Annotated in this window: 23 protein-coding genes and 1 tRNA gene; 17 read left to right on the forward strand and 7 right to left on the reverse strand. The window is 47.9% G+C overall.

Going from position 1 to position 21,668, the window contains the following annotated elements; translation table 11 throughout:
- Positions 1-33 precede the first annotated feature (33 nt).
- The 3 genes from polX to CUJ83_RS06785 are packed head-to-tail and all read right to left on the reverse strand — an operon-like array spanning position 34 to position 4,084.
- Positions 34-1,761 (reverse strand): DNA polymerase/3'-5' exonuclease PolX, encoded by a 1,728-nt coding sequence (gene polX / locus CUJ83_RS06775; protein WP_230741530.1) that lies wholly within the window; start codon positions 1,759-1,761, stop codon positions 34-36.
- 2 nt (positions 1,762-1,763) lie between these two features.
- Complete coding sequence (locus tag CUJ83_RS06780; protein ID WP_230741531.1) at positions 1,764-3,113, reverse strand: 4Fe-4S binding protein; 1,350 nt, start codon at positions 3,111-3,113, stop codon at positions 1,764-1,766.
- The gene (locus tag CUJ83_RS06785) at positions 3,113-4,084 is read right to left on the reverse strand and encodes a DUF362 domain-containing protein (protein ID WP_230741532.1); all 972 of its coding nucleotides are present in this window, start codon (positions 4,082-4,084) and stop codon (positions 3,113-3,115) included. Before CUJ83_RS06785 ends, CUJ83_RS06780 begins: the two co-directional genes overlap by 1 nt.
- A gap of 253 nt (positions 4,085-4,337) precedes the next feature.
- Here CUJ83_RS06785 and CUJ83_RS06790 point away from each other — a divergent pair, with 253 nt between their 5' ends.
- Complete coding sequence (locus CUJ83_RS06790; RefSeq protein ID WP_230741533.1) at positions 4,338-5,012, forward strand: DedA family protein; 675 nt, start codon at positions 4,338-4,340, stop codon at positions 5,010-5,012.
- A 95-nt stretch (positions 5,013-5,107) separates the two neighbouring features.
- Positions 5,108-5,662 (forward strand): hypothetical protein, encoded by a 555-nt coding sequence (locus tag CUJ83_RS06795; RefSeq protein ID WP_230741534.1) that lies wholly within the window; start codon positions 5,108-5,110, stop codon positions 5,660-5,662.
- A 527-nt stretch (positions 5,663-6,189) separates the two neighbouring features.
- Here CUJ83_RS06795 and CUJ83_RS06800 read toward each other — a convergent pair.
- On the reverse strand, positions 6,190-6,804 hold the full coding sequence (locus tag CUJ83_RS06800) for a hypothetical protein (protein WP_230741535.1): 615 nt from the start codon (positions 6,802-6,804) through the stop codon (positions 6,190-6,192).
- Positions 6,805-7,001: 197 nt separating this feature from the next.
- Between CUJ83_RS06800 and CUJ83_RS06805 the strand changes: the two genes are divergently transcribed.
- From CUJ83_RS06805 to CUJ83_RS06845, 9 genes are all read left to right on the forward strand, one after another.
- Positions 7,002-7,958: a DMT family transporter gene (locus CUJ83_RS06805; RefSeq protein ID WP_230741536.1), complete on the forward strand. Its 957-nt coding sequence runs from the start codon at positions 7,002-7,004 to the stop codon at positions 7,956-7,958.
- A gap of 125 nt (positions 7,959-8,083) precedes the next feature.
- Positions 8,084-9,064: a DMT family transporter gene (locus tag CUJ83_RS06810; RefSeq protein ID WP_230741537.1), complete on the forward strand. Its 981-nt coding sequence runs from the start codon at positions 8,084-8,086 to the stop codon at positions 9,062-9,064.
- Positions 9,065-9,097: 33 nt separating this feature from the next.
- Entirely contained in the window at positions 9,098-9,568 is a 471-nt protein-coding gene (locus CUJ83_RS06815; protein WP_230741538.1) for a hypothetical protein, read from the forward strand.
- A 54-nt stretch (positions 9,569-9,622) separates the two neighbouring features.
- Positions 9,623-10,489: a metallophosphoesterase gene (locus tag CUJ83_RS06820; protein WP_230741539.1), complete on the forward strand. Its 867-nt coding sequence runs from the start codon at positions 9,623-9,625 to the stop codon at positions 10,487-10,489.
- Between the two features lie 44 nt (positions 10,490-10,533).
- Positions 10,534-11,196 carry an HD domain-containing protein gene (locus CUJ83_RS06825; protein WP_230741540.1) on the forward strand — a complete coding sequence of 221 codons (663 nt, stop codon included), beginning with the start codon at positions 10,534-10,536 and terminating at the stop codon, positions 11,194-11,196.
- A gap of 1,151 nt (positions 11,197-12,347) precedes the next feature.
- Positions 12,348-12,515, forward strand: a complete 168-nt coding sequence (locus CUJ83_RS06830) for a hypothetical protein (RefSeq protein ID WP_230741541.1) — start codon at positions 12,348-12,350, stop codon at positions 12,513-12,515.
- A gap of 141 nt (positions 12,516-12,656) precedes the next feature.
- On the forward strand, positions 12,657-13,052 hold the full coding sequence (locus tag CUJ83_RS06835) for a hypothetical protein (protein WP_230741542.1): 396 nt from the start codon (positions 12,657-12,659) through the stop codon (positions 13,050-13,052).
- 9 nt (positions 13,053-13,061) lie between these two features.
- Positions 13,062-14,105, forward strand: a complete 1,044-nt coding sequence (locus CUJ83_RS06840; RefSeq protein ID WP_230741543.1) for a radical SAM/SPASM domain-containing protein — start codon at positions 13,062-13,064, stop codon at positions 14,103-14,105.
- Positions 14,106-14,249: 144 nt separating this feature from the next.
- Positions 14,250-14,621, forward strand: a complete 372-nt coding sequence (locus CUJ83_RS06845; protein WP_230741544.1) for a hypothetical protein — start codon at positions 14,250-14,252, stop codon at positions 14,619-14,621.
- Positions 14,622-14,774: 153 nt separating this feature from the next.
- Here CUJ83_RS06845 and CUJ83_RS06850 read toward each other — a convergent pair.
- Both CUJ83_RS06850 and CUJ83_RS06855 read right to left on the reverse strand, forming a co-directional pair.
- A tRNA-Thr gene (locus CUJ83_RS06850) sits at positions 14,775-14,847 on the reverse strand.
- A gap of 166 nt (positions 14,848-15,013) precedes the next feature.
- A complete protein-coding gene (locus CUJ83_RS06855) occupies positions 15,014-15,577 on the reverse strand; it encodes a peroxiredoxin (RefSeq protein ID WP_230741545.1) in 564 nt (187 codons plus the stop codon).
- A 77-nt stretch (positions 15,578-15,654) separates the two neighbouring features.
- On the opposite strand from CUJ83_RS06855, the gene wrbA reads away from it, so the two are divergent.
- The 4 genes from wrbA (at position 15,655) to CUJ83_RS06870 (ending at position 17,439) form a co-directional block, all read left to right on the forward strand.
- Positions 15,655-16,269, forward strand: coding sequence for an NAD(P)H:quinone oxidoreductase (wrbA, locus tag CUJ83_RS06860; RefSeq protein WP_230741546.1), 615 nt, complete (start codon positions 15,655-15,657; stop codon positions 16,267-16,269).
- 61 nt (positions 16,270-16,330) lie between these two features.
- On the forward strand, positions 16,331-16,597 hold the full coding sequence (locus CUJ83_RS06865; protein ID WP_230741547.1) for a hypothetical protein: 267 nt from the start codon (positions 16,331-16,333) through the stop codon (positions 16,595-16,597).
- Positions 16,598-16,647: 50 nt separating this feature from the next.
- Positions 16,648-16,776 carry a hypothetical protein gene (locus CUJ83_RS15675; RefSeq protein ID WP_255668395.1) on the forward strand — a complete coding sequence of 43 codons (129 nt, stop codon included), beginning with the start codon at positions 16,648-16,650 and terminating at the stop codon, positions 16,774-16,776.
- 222 nt (positions 16,777-16,998) lie between these two features.
- Positions 16,999-17,439: a hypothetical protein gene (locus CUJ83_RS06870; protein ID WP_230741548.1), complete on the forward strand. Its 441-nt coding sequence runs from the start codon at positions 16,999-17,001 to the stop codon at positions 17,437-17,439.
- 530 nt (positions 17,440-17,969) lie between these two features.
- Here CUJ83_RS06870 and hypF read toward each other — a convergent pair.
- Entirely contained in the window at positions 17,970-20,213 is a 2,244-nt protein-coding gene (hypF, locus tag CUJ83_RS06875) for a carbamoyltransferase HypF (RefSeq protein ID WP_230741549.1), read from the reverse strand.
- A 149-nt stretch (positions 20,214-20,362) separates the two neighbouring features.
- Between hypF and CUJ83_RS06880 the strand changes: the two genes are divergently transcribed.
- Together CUJ83_RS06880 and CUJ83_RS06885 are read left to right on the forward strand one after the other, a co-directional pair.
- Positions 20,363-20,878, forward strand: coding sequence for an ArsR family transcriptional regulator (locus CUJ83_RS06880; RefSeq protein WP_230741550.1), 516 nt, complete (start codon positions 20,363-20,365; stop codon positions 20,876-20,878).
- Positions 20,878-21,660, forward strand: a complete 783-nt coding sequence (locus CUJ83_RS06885; protein WP_230741551.1) for a DUF7839 domain-containing protein — start codon at positions 20,878-20,880, stop codon at positions 21,658-21,660. Before CUJ83_RS06880 ends, CUJ83_RS06885 begins: the two co-directional genes overlap by 1 nt.
- The last annotated feature ends 8 nt before the right edge of the window (positions 21,661-21,668 follow it).

Consider the following 21,668-nt stretch of genomic DNA (forward strand, 5'->3'; position numbering starts at 1 on the left):
TGTGTCGCGCCAATACGAAAAAAACTTATCGGATTATATTCGCATTTCGAGGAATTCGAGCAGCCTGTTGCACGGCATCGCGTTCAATACCCTTGACTTTGGCGCCCATCCCCTTCTTGCATTCCCCACACCGTATTCCAAGAAATCAAGCTCGGTCAGCGAATGGGAGTCCGTATCGATGCAGACCATGGCTCCTGCGTCCATGGCTTTCTTAACGTTCTCATCGCTAAGATCGAGCCTGTCAGGGTATGAATTGACCTCGAGAACCTTCCCGTGATCGATGGCTGCTTCTATCACCCTATCGATGTCTATCATGGTCGGGCCTCTGCGGCCAAGTATCCGGGAGGTCGGATGTGCGAGCACTGTCAGATACTCGTTCTCGAACGCTTTCAGCACTCTTTGAGTGATGACCTCCGGCTCCTGGCGAAGGCTAACATGTATGGAGCCTATGACGATGTCAAGCTCCTCAAGTACCGAGTCAGGCAGGTCAAGGCTCCCGTCCGCCTTTATGTCCACCTCGCAGCCCTTTAGTATCGTGAAATCCTCCATAGTATCGTTAAGCCGGTCTATCTCGGCCATCTGTTCCCTGAGCCTCCCGGCGCTCAGGCCGTTCGCTACTGTCAATGATACCGAGTGGTCACATATGGCGACATACTCATAGCCTCTCGCCCGGGCGGCCATCGCTATGTCCTGAATGCTGTTGGCGCCGTCGCTCCATGCCGAATGCACATGAAGGTCACCCTTAATGTCGGATAGCTCGATCAGGTCGGGAAGGCCATAATTCAGGGCCGCCTCTATCTCACCTTTTCCTTCGCGCAGCTCCGGGGAGATGTATTCCAGCTCTAAGGAGCCGTAGAGCGCTTTTTCTTGCAGGAACTGCATCCTTTGTGCTGTGACTGCATTTATATACCCGGTATTGTCCAGTTCGATGCCCTTTTTTGTCGCATGTTCCGTCAGTGCCTGAAGATGGCCTTTTGAGCCGGTGGCGAAGACCATATGAAGGCCCCAGTCCTCTCCGTCGACGACATTTATCGTAGCCTCTACCCTGTATATCGTAATTATCCGTGCGGAATTTGCGCCGCGCTCCTTGACGATGCTGGTGATAGGCATATTACAAAAGTGGTCGATAACGACCTTTGGATCGGATGAAGCGGCTAAAAAGTTGACGTCCCTGACCATCGTTGCCCTGCGCCTTAAGCTTCCCGCCAGTTCCAGCCGTTCTATAGCGTCACAATCCTTAAGGTATCCTCCTATTTCGGACGCGACCGCCAGTCCCCTGAAAATGGGGATACGCAGCTCTTCGCGCATTTTCTGATAACTATCTATAGATTCTAGGATCCTCTTTTCGATCTTTTCGCCCATCCCCCGGATATTTCTTATCCTGCGCTCCCGGGCAGCCTTTCTGAACTCGCTGATAGTCGTGGCCCCCAGAACCTTATGTATCTTGACCGCCGCTTTTCTGCCGATACCCGGCACGCTCATAACATCATAAAGCTCCGGGGGGATTTCTTTTTTTAAGTCTTCATAGAACTGGCATCTCCCCGTCGATAAAAGCTCATTTATAAGCCCCTCTATGCTCCTGCCCACCCCCGGGATCTCCTGCAACCTTCCCTCGCGGTAAAGATCGTTAATATCCCGGTCCAGGCTGGCAATACTCTGCGAGGCTTTTCTATACGCCCTTATCTTGTAGCTGTCCTCGCCTTCGAGCTCCTGCAGCCTCGAAATATCCAGGAGCATAGATGCTACCTGTTCGTTGTCCATACTCAAGCCTCACGTCTTCTCTCTCCGGCATTCGAGACGGTGATCGCTTTTACGCCATCTACGGGACAATTAAGCTCACAGGCCCCGCACCCGACACATACTTCGGGTATCACCCTCGGGCGCAGGTTCTTAACACCTTTTATCGCGTCCACCGGGCAGACCTCCGAGCATATCAGACACTTCAAATTATCCTTCCATGCGATGCATTTTTCCGTATCGACCGAAGCAGTCCCTATCTTTATTTTTTCCTCCGGGACACTTATAATCGCGCCAGTCGGGCAAACAGTACCGCAGGCACCGCACCTTTCGCATTTGCCTGTGCTGAAATCAAGCACAGGGGTATAATACCTGTCAATGCCCGCATCGAGCCCGGCCGGCCTTATGACATTCCCGAGACATACTCTGGCGCAGCTCTCACATCTTGTGCAGGCTGCGTTAAAGCTATACTCGACCAGCGAGCCCGGCGGCCTTATTATCGGTTTCCCGGATGATGATGCGGCGACAGCGCCTTTAGATACGGCGAACAGCCCGAGGGCGGCCCCGGCTGCCAGCAGGGAGCGCCTTGACGTCGAGAAGCTCGAGATCGACGGGACTGACGCTGAGAAGCTTATCGCGTCTTTCGGGCAGACACGCTCGCACACAAGGCACTTTGTGCACGCCGTCGCATCCCATTTCATCTCACCGGAGATCGCTCCCGTCGGGCATTCCCGGTGGCATTTTTTGCACTTTATACAATCCTCGTTGATCTTTAGCCCGAACGGGGAGATCAAAGATGCCGCCCCTATTATCGCTCCTGTGGGGCATATAGCCCTGCACCAGAATCGGGGGGCTATGACGATAGAAGCGGCCAGTAAAAGCAATATTATGATCGGTATCCCGGCTGATGACCATATCATGTGAAGGGATCTCTGGAGGATCACGAAAGGATCAAGTATCGAAAGCGCTTCAAGCGTGAATAAAGCTGATATTAGTACAGCGGCCAGTATCCCGTACTGGAGGTACCCGAAACGGGCCCTGGTCTGCCTCCTCTTGATGATCTTTGAAAATATGCCCGAGAACGCGCCGGACACATCCACCAGGAAGCCCACCGGGCATATCCATCCGCAAAATACTCTGCCAAGGACCATGCTCCCGGCCAGGAGCGCTATCACAGGCAGAAGGGCCGGTATCCACGCCCCGCGATAAAAGATGATAGACGTCAGCGCAACGAGCGGGTCTGATGACAGGAAGATATTGTCGACGGGCATCGAGACCGGATAGTCAAGGTTAAGGAACAGATATACCGCCGCTATGAAAAACGCTAATTGTACGGCTGTCCTCAGGTAAGGTATTCTTGATAGTCTTAAGATCATCACACCCTTATGATGTCCACTTTGCTAAGGTCATACTCGCCCAGGCCCATATCGTATGCGGCCTTGATATGGCCTATGTCCCCGCCTTTCAGGTCAAGAAGGGATGCGGAATACGAGTCGACGGCAACAGGGTCTTTACCCACTATAAGAGTATTAGGATACGATATGATACTTGAACTTGTGCCTCTAGGGCCGCCTGTCTTCATTACTCGGTAGGCGTCAGCTATGTTAAGGTCAGGGCGTATGAAGCCGGCAAGCTCGGCAATGTTAACGTCAAGGCCGTAGTGGAACACGCCACGGTCATAAATGACTCCCATAAGATTTTTCATGCTCGCGGTCATCGTGGACATGTTGTGGCTTTTAATGACAGGGATGTTGATGAACGTGTCAGCCTCAAGAAGCACGTTCGCCAGATGGACTTTCTTGATCTTAGAGCCGTTCATATCCTTTTCCGTATATTCGGTATTCTTATTCTTGGGCGATACGGCCTTGAACCCGGCTTTATCCAGCGCCGCCTGAATACCGCTGCGCTCCAGGCACAGGGTCGGATTATCAAGCGTGTTATCTATGACGACGACCTCTTTAGCTCCCGCATCCTTACAATGCTGCATAATTCGCACCAGCACGTCAGGATGGTTACAGGTAGCGTCTTTCACCGACTTAGCAAAGGAGTAGTTCGCCTTCATCACTACCCTGTCGCCCGGGCTGATAATGCCGGACAGGCCTCCGAACGCGTCCAGCGCCCTGTCAACAAGCGTTATAGGATCCGGGTCAACCGCAACTACCATATCTCCCTTTACCGGCGATACAGTAGGTCTGATCGTCGGCGACAGCGTAGGGCCTGTCTGGTCAGCTCCTACACAGCCGGTAATGCCTGCCGCGGCCATAACAGCGGCAGTCCCGGTCGCCTTCAGGAAATCACGCCTGCTGATCCCATTCTCCAAAACTCTTTTTGCCCATCTTCCGGTCATATTAGCCCTTAATTTTTTTATAAGGATATATTATATAATTACTTTCTCATGCGCCTGGTATTCCAGTATAAATAACATCTACGGATTGATCTGTAGCTTAAGCAACCGATTTATATTATATTACGCCAATTACTTTTACATCCTGGAAAATTTAGAGTGAATGAGAGCAAAATGGGCATATAAATAAAATATATAGTGAAATTAAATAACCGGAGAAAGTTTATATCGTTTGGGGATAGTTGAGGATTTTAATATGTTTGGACTGGAAGCCATCGTGGCAGACATCACTAACTGGATATGTAATGTCATTGGAAGTATGGGATACCTTGGCGTATTTATCCTCATGACAATAGAAAGCGCTGGAATACCGGTCCCCAGCGAAGTGATCATGACATACGGCGGCTTCATGGCCTCCGAGGGCAAGGTAAACGTCCTGCTCGTCGCCCTGGTAGGAACATTAGGCACAGGCCTCGGCTCTACGATAGGCTATGCGATCGGGTACTGGGGAGGAAAGCCCGTAGTGGACAAGTACGGCAAGTTCATAGGCATCACCCCGCAGAAGATGCTCTGGGCCGAGAGATGGTTCTGCAAATATGGCGAATCGGCATGCATATATACGAGACTTCTGCCGGTAGTCCGCACCATAGTAAATGTCCCTGCAGGCCTTCTTGGAATGAACTTTTACAAGTTCATCGTGTACAGTATGATAGGAGCTTTCCCCTGGTGTTTCATCCTGGCATACATAGGGTTCTTACTGGGCGAGAACTGGGAATCCATTATGGGAATGACGCATATCTTTTCATATGCGATCGGAGGGATCGCGGGAGTCATATTGCTCGGGGCGATCATCCTGTACATTCTGATAAGACAGGGAATAGTGAAAAGGGCAACGGTGGAGAAATATCTTTCTTTCATACTCCACGTTTAAAATTTGAATATAACTTATTCATTTATAAATAATATAATAAAATTTTTTATTATAAAGAAAAAGTATATATGCGAATTCACCATTCTAATTTTTACATGGAAGATGAGAATAGCCATCTTAAAGTAGTCCAGATAGATGACAGCGGCATAGGTTCGCCCGTCGGAGGGGCCGCGATAGGGGCTTTCGACGTGGAAACAGGCATTTTTAAACATAAGTTCGTCGACGTCGAGTATTTTCAGGATGGCTTATACAAGCACAAGGAATATCAAAACCGTGTGGTTGACATCGTCCAGGAGCTCTTTGAAGAGATGGGCATAACTAAAGAGACCCACATGGTGGAGATCTGTTCCGGGCATATTTTTGATAACGTCAGGCTATGGCTTGACGATAATGAATATGCATGGATGTCGGTAAAGATAGAGGACCCGCTGCAGTTCATGATCGAGGACGCTTTCAGCGATTATCTTGTCAGCATCGGTGTACCCGAAAAGATCCGCCAGATAGAGGTGGGCCGCGACCAGTTCATGTATCTTTTCAACTGGGTGAAAAACGACCCGGACGCCCGTGTCAAATACTGCAAGACGAACGGCCAGAAATGGAAGACTAAATGGTCCCACAGGCTATATGAAAAACCACGCGCACGCGTATGATCATCATTTTTTAATTGATTTATGCCTAAAGTAAGGCTATAGATATCTCATTTTATACATGACGACAAAAAAGATTGCGCATGTTAACCACGAAGGCAACTAAGGACACGGCTTTTTTCACAACAAAGCGCACAAAGGAGCACAAGGGTACACTAGCTTTCACCACGAAGGGCGCGAAGGGCGCGAAGGTTCACAAAGGACTTCTTTTTAAATGTTATCATATTTTAAAAAAAAATTTGTGGACCTTAATCGCCTTCGTGCGCTTTGTGGTGGAAGCTAGTGGACCTTCGTAGCCTTTGTGCGCTTCGTGGTGAAAGCTAGTGGACGTTCGTAGCCTTTGTGTTTAAGTTTGATCAATTATGAATTGACGAATACATAAAAAACTCACAGTACGGAGAATAGATGACATTGTAGATACATCTTATACAGGCAAGAAGAATAAAACCCTGCGATGAAAATTTTTACATACGCAAAACATCCGTCGCTGTGTATAAAATAAATGTCCGGTCAGGAAGCCGGACATTTACTTAGAGGTATGCTAAGGCACCATAAGGTGAATATCCGTATGGTGTGAACCCTACTCCATAGTTTGCGACTGCCCCCGCTCCCGGATATGCGCCGTAAGGCGTCACGCCCGGATGCGAATAGAAACTCTCTACCACGTTAGTTTGCGGTGGCACGAATGTCCCTCCGACAGAGCTCGCCTCATATGTGCGGGTAAACCCTCCCGAGGATACGAGCGGTGTCGCGATCGGAGCTACGACAGGAGCGGCTAAAGGCGCCACTGCAGGAGCTGCTAGCGGAGCGCATCCGAAAGCAGGATCGACCCCGGTAGTGATCGGAGCTGCTGCATATCCGGTAGTCGGCACTGCCGTATACGGAGATGCGACTGGAGCGACACCATATCCTGAGACAGGAGCGGCTGCCGGCATAACATCCTGTACAATAGCTGGCTGTTCCGCCTGGACATTATCTGTCGCGACGACATTCTGTTCCATGGGAGCGACACCCACGGGCTGGATAACCTGAGCGGAAGATGCTCCGGGATATCCAACATATTGTGCTGCCGCAAAAGTCGACGCGAACGCGAACAATGCCAGAGCTGATAGGGCAAATATAATATGTCTTTTAGTAATTAGCATCCAATTCCCCCCTTCCAAATATATTACATAAAGCTGATAAATAAAACATTATTCTGTTAATAATAGCGAATAATCACCAAAAACCAAAAATTAAGCAACAATGGGTTTTATTTGTTATGTAAGGGTTTTAGGACAAAAACCTTTTTAGTGGATTAATTCCTATACGGGGCCCATCATCCGGATCATGAGATGATAGCATGTATGCGCTGTCAGAAAAAAATGTCAATAAAGGAACTTTCTTATGGTTGATCATCGGCCTCTTCGTCGCTAACGCATTTTGGGGCGCTTCGGCCGTCGCCATAAAAGAGGCATATGTACAGTTAACGACCATTGAAATAGTGTTTTTAAGGTTCGCGATAGCCACCCCTATACTTATCGCCGCCACTGTGCTGTGGAAAGGGACAGGGTCGCTTAAAGTAAACATAAAGGATATACCGCAGCTTGTGCTGATATCCATAATAGGCATATCTTTAGGGTTTTTCCTTCAGGTGCTCTCGCTGGATTTTACCACCGCGACGAACTTTACGCTGATATTTAACCTTTCGACGTTCTTCATATTGTTCTTCTCGGCTGTGATGCTGGGAGAAAAACTGACCGGGAATAAGATCCTGGGGGCTGTAGTCGCTTTTATCGGCCTGGCAATTATAGTGTTGAACGGCAGGTTCGAGCTCTCTGCCAACTTATTAGGAGACGGCATAGCCCTGGCGAGCGCCGCTGCCTGGGGATTATATTCCGTGTTAGGCAAGCGCATGAACGAGAGATACTCGACCCTGACCGTCCTTGTCTACGTGTTCCTGTTCGGGTCCCTCGAGCTATTGCCATTCTACCTGATGTCCCCGCAAACGTCCCCGATATCTTTCACCGGGCTAACGTGGGTCTCTCTGGGTTTCCTTACTATATGCTGCTCAATAATTTCATTCCTTGTGTATAACTACGGCCTGGAGAAACTATCAGCCTCGACCGTTGCCGTATTCATATACGTGATGCCGCTTTCGGGAGTGTTTTTGGCGATTTTGATCCTCGGAGAGCCTTTGACCGTTTTCACGATACTTGGAGCTGCCCTGATAATTTTCGGCATGTATCAGGCCGAGCGAAAGGAGCCCGATAAATACGGGGTGAAAAAAACAGAGCTAACGATACCTCAAAAACCATAAAACAGGCAAATATAAGCCTGTTTTTTACCGGAAGAGATTTAATCATATCAGGATATGCCACAACTCATATGCAGGATGGTTCGATGCGGTATGGATCCATCTCACCATAGAGCGAGGAGCATGGCATGTTTAAAAACGCGGAGTGGAAAGAAAGGGCTGACAGCCCGTTATTTTTATTTCTCGGGTTGATAATCGTCAATATTCTATGGGGAGCATCTTCCATCGCCGGACGGCAGGCACTGCTTCAACTATCGACTATAGAGATAGTCACTATCAGGTTCGCGATAGCGTCGTTGTTTTTACTTATACTTACTATACTCTGGAAAGGCATATCAGAGCTTAAAGTGGACGTTAAAGACCTGCCTGTCCTTGCATTCTTATCGATAGCCGGCGTGTCGCTTCAATTCGTGCTGCAGCTATCGTCGATCAATTATACAACGGTGACCAACTTCTCGTTACTGTTCAACCTTTCCACGTTTTTCATAATGATACTCGGAGCGATGCTGCTGAAAGAAAGGCTCAGCAATAAAAAACTGCTTGGCGCCGGCGTCGCGTTCGGAGGAGTGGCGCTAATAGTCTCGGGAGGAGGGCTGGAGTTCTCTTCATCCCACTTTTTCGGGGACATCATAGGGCTGTCGAGCGCGGCTATCTGGGCCGTTTACACGATAGCGGCCAAAAAGGTCAGCGGAAAATATTCACTGCTCACTATCATGAACTACACGTTCATCCTCGGCGTGGCCGGCCTGATACCCTTCTATGTTTACATGACGCCGATGACCCCGCTGACACAGGTCACATCGGCCTCCTGGGCGTCCATACTGTTCCTGGCGATACTGTGTTCGGTCGTGGCATTCCTGATATACAACCAGGGCCTTTCCAGGCTTAAAGCGTCTGACGTGGCGATGACGATATACATCACGCCGCTATCGGGCGTGCTGCTGGCGGCGCTCATTCTGGGGGAGAGCATGACGCTGTTCACGCTCATCGGTGCCGCGCTCATACTGGCAGGCATGTACGCCACCGGGGAAAGACCCGGAGCAGCTGATGGAAGAGTGCCGGTGATGCATGGCGGCAAAGCTGGAGCGGAGACTGATGCCAATGGATAGATTTATTTTTTAAATGCCCTATTCTGATTGAAAATGTCGACTGATAAAGAGTATATTGATCCGACCCATTCGCTCGGGTATGCTTTCGAGAAACATGTTATCGGGCTGTTCGGGAAGGACTTTAAGGTCATAAAATGGATCCTGGACGGCGCAGGACACACAAGAGAAGAAATTGATTTCAACCCTGACATCACGGTAGAGCATCTGCCTACCGGGGACGTTATCGGCATAGAATGCAAGTTCCGTTCCACCCTTTACAACGGCTCTATCTCATGGGCAAAGGAATACCAGCTGGCTAAATATGACAGGTATAAGGAAAGGACAGGAAACCCTGTTTTTGTCATCATAGGGCTCGGTGGGACGCCTGAAAAGCCCGAGGTCATGTACTGCCTGCCGCTGTGGAAGGCAAAATACAACATACTCGATACCCGTGAGCTAAAAAGATACAGGCGTGACAGCAGGAAAAAATTTTCCTGGGATGGAAAGTCCGGCGAACTGAGATGACCGGATCGAGCAGAATCGATACATATAACGTATTTCGGGGAGTTATTTTTATTGATGGCGGGCTCAATTCTCCTGATATCGGATATTCACGCTGATGCTGGAGCGCTGGATGCGATACTCAGGGTTGCCGGCGATGATAAGTTCTCTGAGCGTTACGGGAATATCGGGAAGGTCATAAACCTGGGCGACGTGATGGAAAGAGGGTATCTGCCGAAGGAGACCGTCAATCGCCTGAAGACTATAAAAAATCTTATTTCCATACTTGGAAACCACGATGAGGCGTTTCTTAACTCGAAAGCTGTCACCAAAGGTGATGCGGAAAGTATCCGGGCCCACGACCTTTATCGTAACCGAAGCGGATACCAGGCCTTTTTTAAAGGTATGGAAAAATATCATATAGACAGGGAGTACAGGCTGCTCGCGGTGCACGGAGGGCCTTTAGACCCCTTGAAGATATATCATGGCGACTTTGGGGAGGACGAGGCGTGGCTACACTCCCGGACATGGCAGAGAATAACGACATCGGGCTCCGAGTATTGCGACTCCACGGGGTATCATTATCTTCCGGAGAGCGCGTTCAATTCCGTTAAAAAATATTTTGATAATAACGGTTTCGTCATAGTCTGCGGGCATGAGCATAAGGAAGCGGCTTACAGGCAGACCGGGGACGAAGTCGAGGATATACTGCACTTAATGGATAAGGATAGTTTCGTCATCGGTAACAGACGTATTGATGAAAAAAAGATAGAGATAGACGAGAGCTCAAACTACCTGATAAGGCTTGGCATCGCAGGCCCCGCAGGATATTACAGGAGATATGGATGGGACCGCTGCTATTTCGGCGTCATTTCGAAAACGGATAAAAGAAGATCTCTATCCATGCTCAGTTTCCAGCTCGGCAGAGACCTTGTCCCTCCATGAAACTTATTATATATCATGACCCTTTTATTTCCGTGAGAGCGTGTATGAACAAGGAAGATGCCATTAAGAAAGCCCGGGATTACGCCGAATCGCTACACAGGGGTTTTGCGCCAAGCCATGATTTTTCTCATGTAGAAAGAGTTTACAGGCTTGCGGAACGTATAGCAACTGAAGAAGGCGCTGACCTGTTCATAGTCCGAATGGCCGCACTGTTGCATGATATAGGCAGGGCTGAGGAAAAAAGGGCAAATTGCAGGGAAGAGGATATTCACGATGAGCTGAGCGTCAAGCTGTCAAAGCCGTTCCTCGATGACCTCGGACTTGATGACATGACAAAAGACGCAATAATCCATGCGATCGCCACTCACAGGCACAGGAGAGGCGGCAGCCCGCAAACACTGGAAGCCAGATGCCTTTTTGACGCGGATAAGCTTGATTCTCTCGGCGCTGTAGGCATCGCCCGCTCATATTTGTGGCTCGGGGAGCATGGCCGGAGCGTATATTACCCGGACGAGGAATGGATCCATATCGACCCTAAGAATAATTCGCCGGAAATAGACTCTACGCAGCGTGAATGGCACATTAAGCTCAGGCACCTCAAGGATAAGATGTATACCGACACGGGCAAGGCCATAGCTGTTGAAAGGCACGAGCGCATGGCACGTATAATCGAAGAGATAGAAAAAGAGGTCAAAGGTATAATTTGAACAAATAATGGCCTGACTTTTTTGTAAAAATTTTTGTTGATGATACGGACTTGATTCTTCCACTTCACCACAAAGGCAACCAAGGGCACGGTGTTTTCACCACGAAATCTTTGATGAGCGGTGTTTTGCCCAGGTTTTAAGAATGAAAGAACGTGTCGTACTTACCCGGTCTTTGAGATGAAGTTTTTTATGGTTATGCCTGTCGGATGGCAGGTAGATACATAACCTCACAGAAACACGGAAACACAAATTTTTTTATATGATCTTTTAAGGTCTCTAAATCACAAAATCTTACTCACCAAATCACGAAGGGCTCTAGTATCACCGTCAACGCTCTAACACCTCTAACGCTCGGCTCAACGCACTAACCTCTCTAAGTCACTAACGCTAAAACAAGACCCGAACATTCTCCAAGTGGCACGAAGGTCTAATTGCACGGTTGACGCTTACATGATCGATATACTCTTGTTGATGGATCAGGGATACACAAACCGGGATATTAAACCTTCGTGCCCTTGGAGAATGTTCGGGTCTTGTTTTAGCGTTAGTGACTTAGAGCACTTCGAGCATTAAGCCGAGCATTTGAGACTTTAGCGCGTTGACGGTGATACTAGAGCCCTTTGTGATTTGGTGAGCATTTTTTGTGATTTAGAGACCTTAAAAGATCATATAAAAAAATTTGTGTTTCCGTGTTTCTGTGAGGTTACGTGCCTACCTGCCATCCGACAGGCACAACGCCAGAACTCGATCACAGAACAGATGTAATATGTCCATTTTAAAAGAGACCATCTAAAAGTTTTTCATGGGAGCGCACAAAGGGGCATAAGGGTACACAAAGGACTTTTTTTGAAGATTATTCGAATCTTAATAATTTTGGAATCTAAAAACTCTTGGTCTCATTCGTGGTGAAAAATGGTTTTCCTTGATGGTCTTAATGATAGACTTATCCAAAGATTAAATGATGATTATTAAAGAGCTTAAAGAGCAGAACATTAAATAAAATTTAAAATTTTATCATCATATCAGAAAATATACCAAATATATTCTTTTATTTATCTTCTGATAATATATACAATTAATCATCAATCGAGTGTATAATAAGGGAAAAGTATTTATCATTAACAATCATTACATTTATGTTTGGTGAGTTTATGAGAGAAAAGAAATCGATAAAGAACCAGGAACGCAAAAAACCAATAGGCAGTCATGATCTCTTACTATTTACCGAAAAGCGCGCCGTAGAGCGCGAAGAGCTTAGCTGGGAGGATGAAAGGGAGGAGCTTTACAGGTTCCTGAAAGGCGGCCTCGCAGCCAAATAACGGACATAGCCCGGACGCAGGCTTAGCGCTGCCCGGGCTAAAGATCATTATCGCTCGTGTTTTAAACTAACATTATTAATACCAGATGCAGATATTATTAAAAAGCTCATCGAGAACGTTTTGTAAAAATGGTGTCTTAGAATGTTTGAAAGCACATATGTGATATATTTGATACTGCTCATTTTATCAGGCGTCGCGTTCATCATAGGCCTGTCATGTACGGCTTATGCAGTGTTCTTATTTGTTAAGGAGAGAGAAAAGAAAGCCCTGGGTATACCGATGTGGATACCCGTGCTCCTCGCAGGCCTGGCAATGACACTTATCATCCCCGGCATCCTGATCTTCCTCCTTGGAGCCATGTCCTATATCGAGGTCGTCTCCACCCCGACATGCTATGCCCCCGCAGTTGACCCGATGCTGGAAAACGCCACGATGATGGCCGGCACAGTCGTCGCGGCAAGAGGACAGCTTTTGGAAAAGCTGCATGAGGAAGGAAAAGTCCCGGAGAGTATTTACAATAAGATAAAAAAGATATGAACACGGGACATGTTCAAGAAACTGATAGAGGGCATCTCTGCCATAGCGAAAGAGCCGGAAACAGGTTTTATATTCGAGGTCACGGCGCGGTGTAACAATAATTGCCTTTACTGTTACAACATCTGGAAATGCGGCCGCATGAAAGCGCCTCAGGATATATCTTCCCTCGAATGGTCCGCCATCGCAGACAAATTATGTGACGAATCGCTTGTAAGGCTTATCACGATAAGCGGCGGCGAGCCTTTTTTAAGAAAAGACCTTCCGGAGATCACTCATCACATCGCTTCAAAGAGAATAAAGATCAACCTGATCACAAACGGCACCTTGCTGTCCGAAGAAAACGTTTCAAAGACGATAGAGGACGCTACGCTTTATGAGATACCTCTTCTGAGCGATAAGCCCGAAGTCCACGACCATCTTTCAGGCGCAAAAGCCTTTGAAAGAGTCCTTGACGGCATGGCTAATGTAAAGGCGGCAGGCGGTGATTTCACCGCGGTATTCGTCGCGACCGCCATAAACTCAAAAGACCTTTTAGGTTCCTGCGAGATGGCGATAGCCCTGGGAGCAAAGTCGATACTCTATAACCGCTTCAATCCCGGCGGTGAAGGATTAAAGCATATTGAAGAGCTCCAGATTTCTAAAGAAATATTGCAATCACATCTTGATACTCTGGAAAGTATATCCGAAAATTACGGCATCGGAGTCCACTGTGCAGTGCCTGTTCCTCCATGCATCATAGATACAAGCCAGTATAAGCGGCTGTCTTTCGGATGGTGCCCGACAGGAAAGTCAGGAGCATATTACACAATAGACCCGTCAGGGAAAATGAGACCCTGCAACCACTCCCTCTCAGTACTCGGCGACTTCAGGGACCAAAGGTTCAAAGACTTAAAATCATCGACCCAGATGCAAGCGTTCAAAAGCTTACTAAACGAAGAATGTAAGACCTGTGTCCACCTTTCAAAATGTAACGGCGGATGCAGGGCAGTAAGCGAGCAATTAAACGCTGCGGGAAAACCGAAGAGTCTTGTACCGGGAATATATGATCTATAACCTATTTTGTTAAAATTTTCAAACCAGATCGCGTTCGGCGAAGGTTTTTCAGGTCTGCCCGAAGCGAGTGAGCGTAGCGAATGAGCGAAGGGATGCGTAGATGGCAGGGTAATGGACGCCGCCTCAGTCGGCGTCGCTTAGGGCTTGCGAGCACAGCCTGGCGAAGCCAAGGCTGTGCTGGGTGCAAGCCCGGCCCTGACATCGGAGCACCTGAAAAACCGGAGTAGCGAGAGAGCGAACAAAGAGAGCGAACGAGCGTCGAACAGCAAGACAAAAGAACAACAAAAAGAACGAGCGTCGAACAGCAAGACAAAAGAACAACAAAAAGAACGACCGTCGAACAGCAAGACAAAAGAACAACAAAAAGAACGAGCGTCGAACAGCAAGACAAAAGAACAACAAAAAGAACGACCGTCGAACAGCAAGACAAAAGAACAACAAAAAGAACGACCGTCGAACAGCAAGACAAAAGAACAACAAAAAGAACGACCGTCGAACAGCAAGACAAAAGAATAATATTTTACTATATGGAACTATTCTAATTCACATGGGAACTTTTTTCAAAAAGTTCCCCGTTAGCCCCTCAAAAACTTTTTTAATATAGCAACTCCTTCGGAGTTGCAAAAAATTCTTTTAATATGATTTTAAAAGCAATAGAAAATGATAATAAGCCTCGGGCGAGATTTGAACTCGCGACCTCGTCCTTACCAAGGACGCGCTATGCCGGCTAAGCCACCGAGGCATATAGTTTTTAGCATCTCGTAAATGTAACACTTCATTTATTAACATTTCGGTTGAAGCCAAAATATTCAGATTTACACAGATCATAAATAATAAAATATAAATTTTTTAGGCAAACTGCAAGCTATTGACAGCTTACAACCACTATATAGCACATACCTCTTACTCTATATCTTACCGACCATTTCAAGTCCTGGAGTCAAGGCCTCTTTTCCTGGCTCCCAGCTTGCCGGGCAGACATTGCCTGCATGCTCCCTGACGAACTTAGCCGCCTGCAGCTTACGGATGATCTCCTTTGCGCTTCTTCCGAAACTATTGTCGTGTATCTCTATGCTTTTAAGCATGCCGTCCGGGTCGACAAGAAAAGTCCCACGCAGTGATAATCCATCCTTGTCATCATACGTTCCAAAATCCCTGCATATATTTCCAGTAGTGTCAGCTACCATAGGGAACTTGATCTTTTTAATGGCAGGGGAGTTATCATGCCATGCCTTATGCACGAACGCCGTATCCCTGCTGATGCTGAGCACATCGGCCCCCAGATCCCTTATCTCATCATAATGCTCTGCGATCTCCTCAAGCTCGGTCGGGCAGACGAAAGTGAAGTCGGCCGGGTAAAAGATCAGTATTACCCAGTTGCCCCTATAATCAGAGAGCCTGACCCTCCTTATCTCATCTTTATGAAATGCATCTGCTTCGAAATCGGGTACTTCATGGTTAATTCTTAGCATATTTTAGGCTCCTTTCAAACTAATCCTGACATATTTTTATTTATAAATTTATATTAATAATTTATTGGCAGAATAACATGAATGTCCTGATCATATTCGACACAAGATACGGTAATACTATGAAACTAGCTAAAGCCGTTGCAGAAGGCGCATCAGGAGTAAAGAACGCTTACGTGCGCCTGATGAGAGTGGAGATCATTGAGCCCGAGGAGATCATCAATAAGAATGATAGATGGAAGGCTGCCGTCGAAGAGTACAAGACGCTGCCGCTCGCCGGAAAAGACGATCTTCGATGGGCACATGCCATAGTGCTCGGATCACCTACAAGATTCGGGAACATGACAGCCCCGCTAAAGATGTTCATTGACAGGACAAGCTCATTATGGCTGAACGGGGAGCTTGAAGGCAAGGTGGGGGGAGTGTTTTGCAGCACCTCCAGCATGCACGGCGGGAATGAGACCACACTTCTTGCGATGATGCTGCCACTATTCCATCACGGGCTAATTATCGCGGGACTCCCGTATACAACACCAGGCCTGGCGACAACCGGCAGGGGCGGTACGCCATATGGCCCGACGTCAGTGTCCGGCCCCATGTCCGACCAGGGTCCGACCGGGGAGGAACTAAGCTTTGCAAGGTCATTTGGCTATCGCATAGCCACAATAGCAGGAAAATTGTTCGACAGGGGCTAAATAGCTATAAACGGAGAAAAATAATTAATAAATATATTAGACATATAATTATTGAAACATTATGTATAACTTATTAATGGATGATACCGACTGGAATAAGGACAGGATCGTTAATAAGTTCAGAAAAGGTGAACTGAACAGGGATATTATACTTCTTCTCTGGAAATCATTTAGAGATAATTTGATATTCCCTGAACTTCTGCCTTACAACGTCAGCATTTTAAATGGTATCGGCGTTTACCATTATCCTTTCAGGCATGAAAGCGCAAGGGACCGTGAGACACTCAGGCTATTATTGACGCCCGAGGACCTGGTAAGTAACAGGTAAATATATGTACGCTTAGATATAACATATAAAAATAATTATATGGCGGTATTATGAGGCGGAGACTTCACAGGAAAGCCAGGAATAAAAGATCTATCACGACCTTTACTCTCGGGTATTTCCTGTGTGCCTCAAAACATGTAGAGAAGCCGACGTACCCTAAAAATGCCAGTATTCAATAATGCCTGTTTTTACGGATCAAGCGCCCCTGAGAAATGTAGTGCAACCAATAGTTTACAAACCTCATGGGTTAATCTGGACATTATTAACATCATAATCAAATTAATTCATGGCCGAAAGATCTAATCATCGATTAAATTCTAAGATATTACAATATAATTACTACAAGTTTAAGCTATTCTAAAATAAACTTTTTATATGGGATAGTAGAAAAAGTATGCTTAATGGCTGAAGGGATGGATAGGGCTTCAATAAGGGCGCATAAGGATTCGAACACTCTTATCGTCATGAAAAATTCTAATTATACAAGGCCGATCACGCACAGGGTCAACGTTATCACCGGCATGAATTCACGGTGCCTCGAGCACATGAACATTGACGGGAACCTGGAACTGGGGAAATCCGCGCAGATACTGGGAAACGTCAGAGCGAATAAGGTCATACTCGGGCCGGGTTCCCTGATAACCGGAGATCTCCTGGTAGACGGCGACCTCGTAGCTCTTGACAGGTCAAGAGTGCTTGGAAAAGTACTGTGCAACGGGAGCGCGTTCGTCAGGCCCGGAGTGAAATTCGGCTCGATAGAAGCCGCCGGACTCATAGAGGTATACGGCAAGAACCCTTCGCCTAACATGAAAGGAAAAGTCGTCGTTAACAAGCAGGAATGATCTTATAATAAGGCTACGGGCGCCGCCTGCTTTTTGACACAAAGGCGACCAATGACCACTATTTTCACCACAAAGGACACAAAGGTTACCAAGGTACACAAGCCCAACCACAAAGGACACAAAGGTTACCAAGGTACACAAGCCCAACCACAAAGGACACAAAGGTTACCAAGGTACACCAAGGATTTCTTTAGACGATAGGCATAGGTTCTGTGGTGCTGTCCCGTTTTTTCTATATTTATATATTCGATACATGTGCTTTAAGGCAGTTGTATCGAAATTACAGACAAATAAGGATCATACATGAGATTATACTTAAAAAAAATTGTGTTCCCTGGTTGCCTTCGTGTCCTTAGTGGTGAAAAACCGTGTACCCTGGTTGCCTTCGTGTCCTAAGTGGTGAAAAGTGATGTTGTATTGCCGCATTGTACACCGAATAGTATAAAAGAAGATTTACCCGTCAAGTATTTTTGGTACGCGCCAGCAAGGATCACATTACTTAATCCTTTAAAGATCGCGACTTCCCGGTCTTAGAGCCTTAGCCTGCGGCATGCGAGAACTGCCTGCCCGAAGGATACTCCGCCGTCACCGCACGGCACTTTGTGGTTAGTGACGAACTTGAGGCCGTTCGCTTCCACTTCATCCCTTATCGTCTTGCCTATCGCCGCGTTTATAGCCACCCCGCCGCTGAACCCGACGGTGGACACGCCCGAGCCCCTGGCCTCGATGCATGCCTGTTCTGCGAAGGCTTTTGCAAGCGTGTTCTGCGCTGATGCGGCGATGTCGAACCGGTCCTTTCCTTCGTCCAGGGCTTCCACGACTGATCTGAGAAGGGAACGAGAATCTACCATCTTCCTTCCGCTCACCGTCACCGTGCCGCATGAAAGCTTGACGCGGGATGCGTCTCCCTTAAATGCCGCGCTCTCCAGCTTCATCGCCGGCTCGCCCTCATAAGTGCGCCTGTAGCAGATGCCCAGCGCCGCCGCTATTGCGTCGAGGACCCTGCCCGCGCTTGAGGAGTGCGCTACGTTAAGGCCGGTCTCGACTTGCCGCATGACCACGTTCGTCTCTACATCGCTCATGTTAGCAGTAAGGATCTCCTTGAGACGTGAATCCTCTATCTCTCCATATAGTATTCCGGCCACCATCCTCAGCGGGAACTTCGTGGCCAGGTCGCCTCCCGGCATCGGCACGGGCAATAACCCCGCAGGATGGCCGTCGCCGAGGAATAATTCTCCGCCCCACACAGTGCCGTCCTCTCCGAAGCCGACACCGTCCATAGCGACTCCCACCACGTCATCCAGGTCGGCGCCCTCGACGACGAGTGAGCCGATATGTGCGCGGTGATGCTGTACCGTGATGATCTCCGAGCCGAATTTCTCAGCCAGTTCCTTCCCGAGCCTCGTGGACAGGAAAGAGGGGTGCATATCGCATGCTATTACCTCCGGCACCACCTGTGTCATGCCGAGCAGGCGGTCCACGGTCTCCCTTAAAAATTCCAGCGATAGCGGATTATTGATGTTCCCGAGATGATGGGACACATAGCACAGGTCATCCTTATATATGGATATCGTTGAGTTAAGCTCGGGCCCCATCGCCAGTATGGACTTCGGTGCCTTCTCTTTCATGACGAAGGACGTGGGGGCGTAGCCTCTTGCCATCCTGGCAAAGAACATTCTGCCATCGTTGACGCGCAGGACGGAGTCGTCGCAGCGATTCAGTATGCGGCGGTCATGGACAAGATAGTGGTCGGCGATGCCTGCAAGCCTCCTGAAAGCCTCTTCGTTATCCTTGACCATTGGCTCCGACGGCAGGTTGGCGCTGGTCATAATGAGCGGCTCGTCGATGCCGCTGAACAATAAGTGATGAAAACCCGTGTAGGGTGTCATGAAGCCCACCGTATGCAATCCCGGCGATACGGGCTCGGGGACCTTGCCTTCCTTTCGGCGTAAAAGGATGATGGGCCTCTTCAACGAGTCTAAAAGCTCTCTTTCCTTATCCGAGATACAGGCATACTCCTCTATCATTTTTAACGGCGCCATCAGCGCGAAAGGCTGTTCCGGCCTGTTCCTGCGGAGCCTGAGCTTCGGGGTCTCTTCCATCTTACAGCAAAGGTGAAAGCCCCCTACGCCTTTGATGGCCAGTATATTGCCCTCTTTGAGAAGCCTTATCGTCTCATCTACGGGAGGCTCCAGGACGTTGCGATCTTTATCAAAGAGTGTTAATTTAGGTCCGCAATGCGGGCATGATATGGTCTGGGCGTGATATCTTCTATCCCCGGGATCGGTAAATTCTTTCATGCATTCCGGGCACAGCGGAAAATCGGTCATGGAGGTATTCTCGCGGTCGTAGGGCAGCGTCTCCATTATTGCGTAGCGCGGCCCGCAGTCGACGCATGATGTGGCCCAGTAGCCCTTATAGTGAGGGTTATGGCGCATGTCCTCTATGCACTGGTTACAGATGCCGGTATCGGGCGGTATGAACCCGCCGAACCCGGTTTTTGAGCTCTTGAGAATGGAGAAATCCTTGTATTTTCCTTCATAGGGCAGGTACGTCACATCCACGGAGTCGACCCTGGATAGCTTCGGGCCGATCTTCAGTTCCGATAAAAAAGCCTCAATGTCGCCTTCCTTGCCCTCTACGACTATCTCGACGCTGGTGCCGAGGTTCTTAACATATCCTAAAAGATGATCGGTGTTCGCGAGATTATGGACAAAAGGCCTGAATCCTACACCCTGGACAATACCCTTCACTATGAACCTAGCTTTTTTCATAAAATTTTCTCTTTTTTCAGAAATCTTTCAAAAGGTTTATTTCCAATTTGTGATATATTTTTCTATGACGTTATGCAGAAAGATGTATATACGTAATGTAATTGTATATTCTCCAAGGACATTAGCTGACGTATGGGGTACAAGTGCCAATGGTGCAGAACATAAAAAGGACAAAGATCATTAACGACCCCTCTGACCTGGTGCCGTTATTGCAGGTATTCAACTCAAAACTTCATTCACAGGTATTTGACGAGCTCTCGGCAGGATGGAAAACAGAGGAAGAGCTTCGCGAAATTACTGGAAAGGACGTAATCAAGAGCCTTGACGCTCTAAGGCAGGGCGGCCTGATCGAGAACAGGTGGAGGATGCCGGAGCCCGGGGCATCGCCGGTAATGGAATACAGGACGTCGTACAGTGAGGTCAGGACCAATTTTCAGTGTACAATGAAAGAGCTAAGCGATATTATTATGATCGCTTTCTCTATGGACGAGAGCTTAAGAAAACTGTCGGAAGAAATGGAAGTCGAGGTTTTAAAGGGCAACGCATCCCTGTTAAACCTTGTCCGCACTTTCGATAAAAGCCCTATGTTCCTGAAGGCAGTTGCGAAAAGGTCAAACCGCATAGTTGTTAAAGGACAAAGATTTGAAGTGATAAAGGATAAGTAATGTCAGTTTTAGAGAAAAAGAGAGAAGTCACGAAGTTCATGATACTCGTAGAGGTCGCTGCAAGCCAGCCTCAACTGAAACAGAGTGACATCGCCGAAAAGCTCGGTATAACTCCCCAGGCTATCTCGGAATATGTTAAAAAGCTCGTCTCTGAGGGCATGATAACATCCGAGGGAAGAGGGCAGTATTCCATCACCCCTCTCGGAGTGGAGCATATAATAAACGATGCCAAAGAGCTGAAAGAATTTTCTGACTATGTGCTGAGCAACGTCGTAGGCCAGGTATCCGCATGGGCTGCCATAGCCCTGGACGACATTGAAAAAGACCAGACGGTCTACCTCTCCATGAAGGACGGCATCCTTTCATGCAGCGCTAAAAAGAGCACCGGCGCCTCAGGCGTGGCCATAAATAATGCCAGAGCCGGAAAGGATGTCGGCGTGATGAACCTTAAAGGCCTTATACCGCTCGAAAAAGAGAGGGTAAAGCTCATAAGGGTCCCGACGATCGTTGACGGCGGGTCCCATAGATCCGACCTGAAGCTGTTGAAGTCTTCCGTGAGCGGTATCGTCGCAGTGGCGGGCATCGAAGCGCTGGCGGCCTGTAAAGCGGCTAACGTTAAGCCCGATATGATGTTCGGCGCGATAGATGCGATCACAGAAGCCGCGATAAAAGGTGTTACGGGCACTATTGTCATATCAATGGACATGGTCCCCCATGCGATACAAAAGCTAGAATCCATGGGGATCGACTATGATACCATAGACATAAAGATTAAAAAATGATTTTTTTC

Source organism: Methanooceanicella nereidis (assembly GCF_021023085.1).
GTDB lineage: Archaea > Halobacteriota > Methanocellia > Methanocellales > Methanocellaceae > Methanooceanicella > Methanooceanicella nereidis.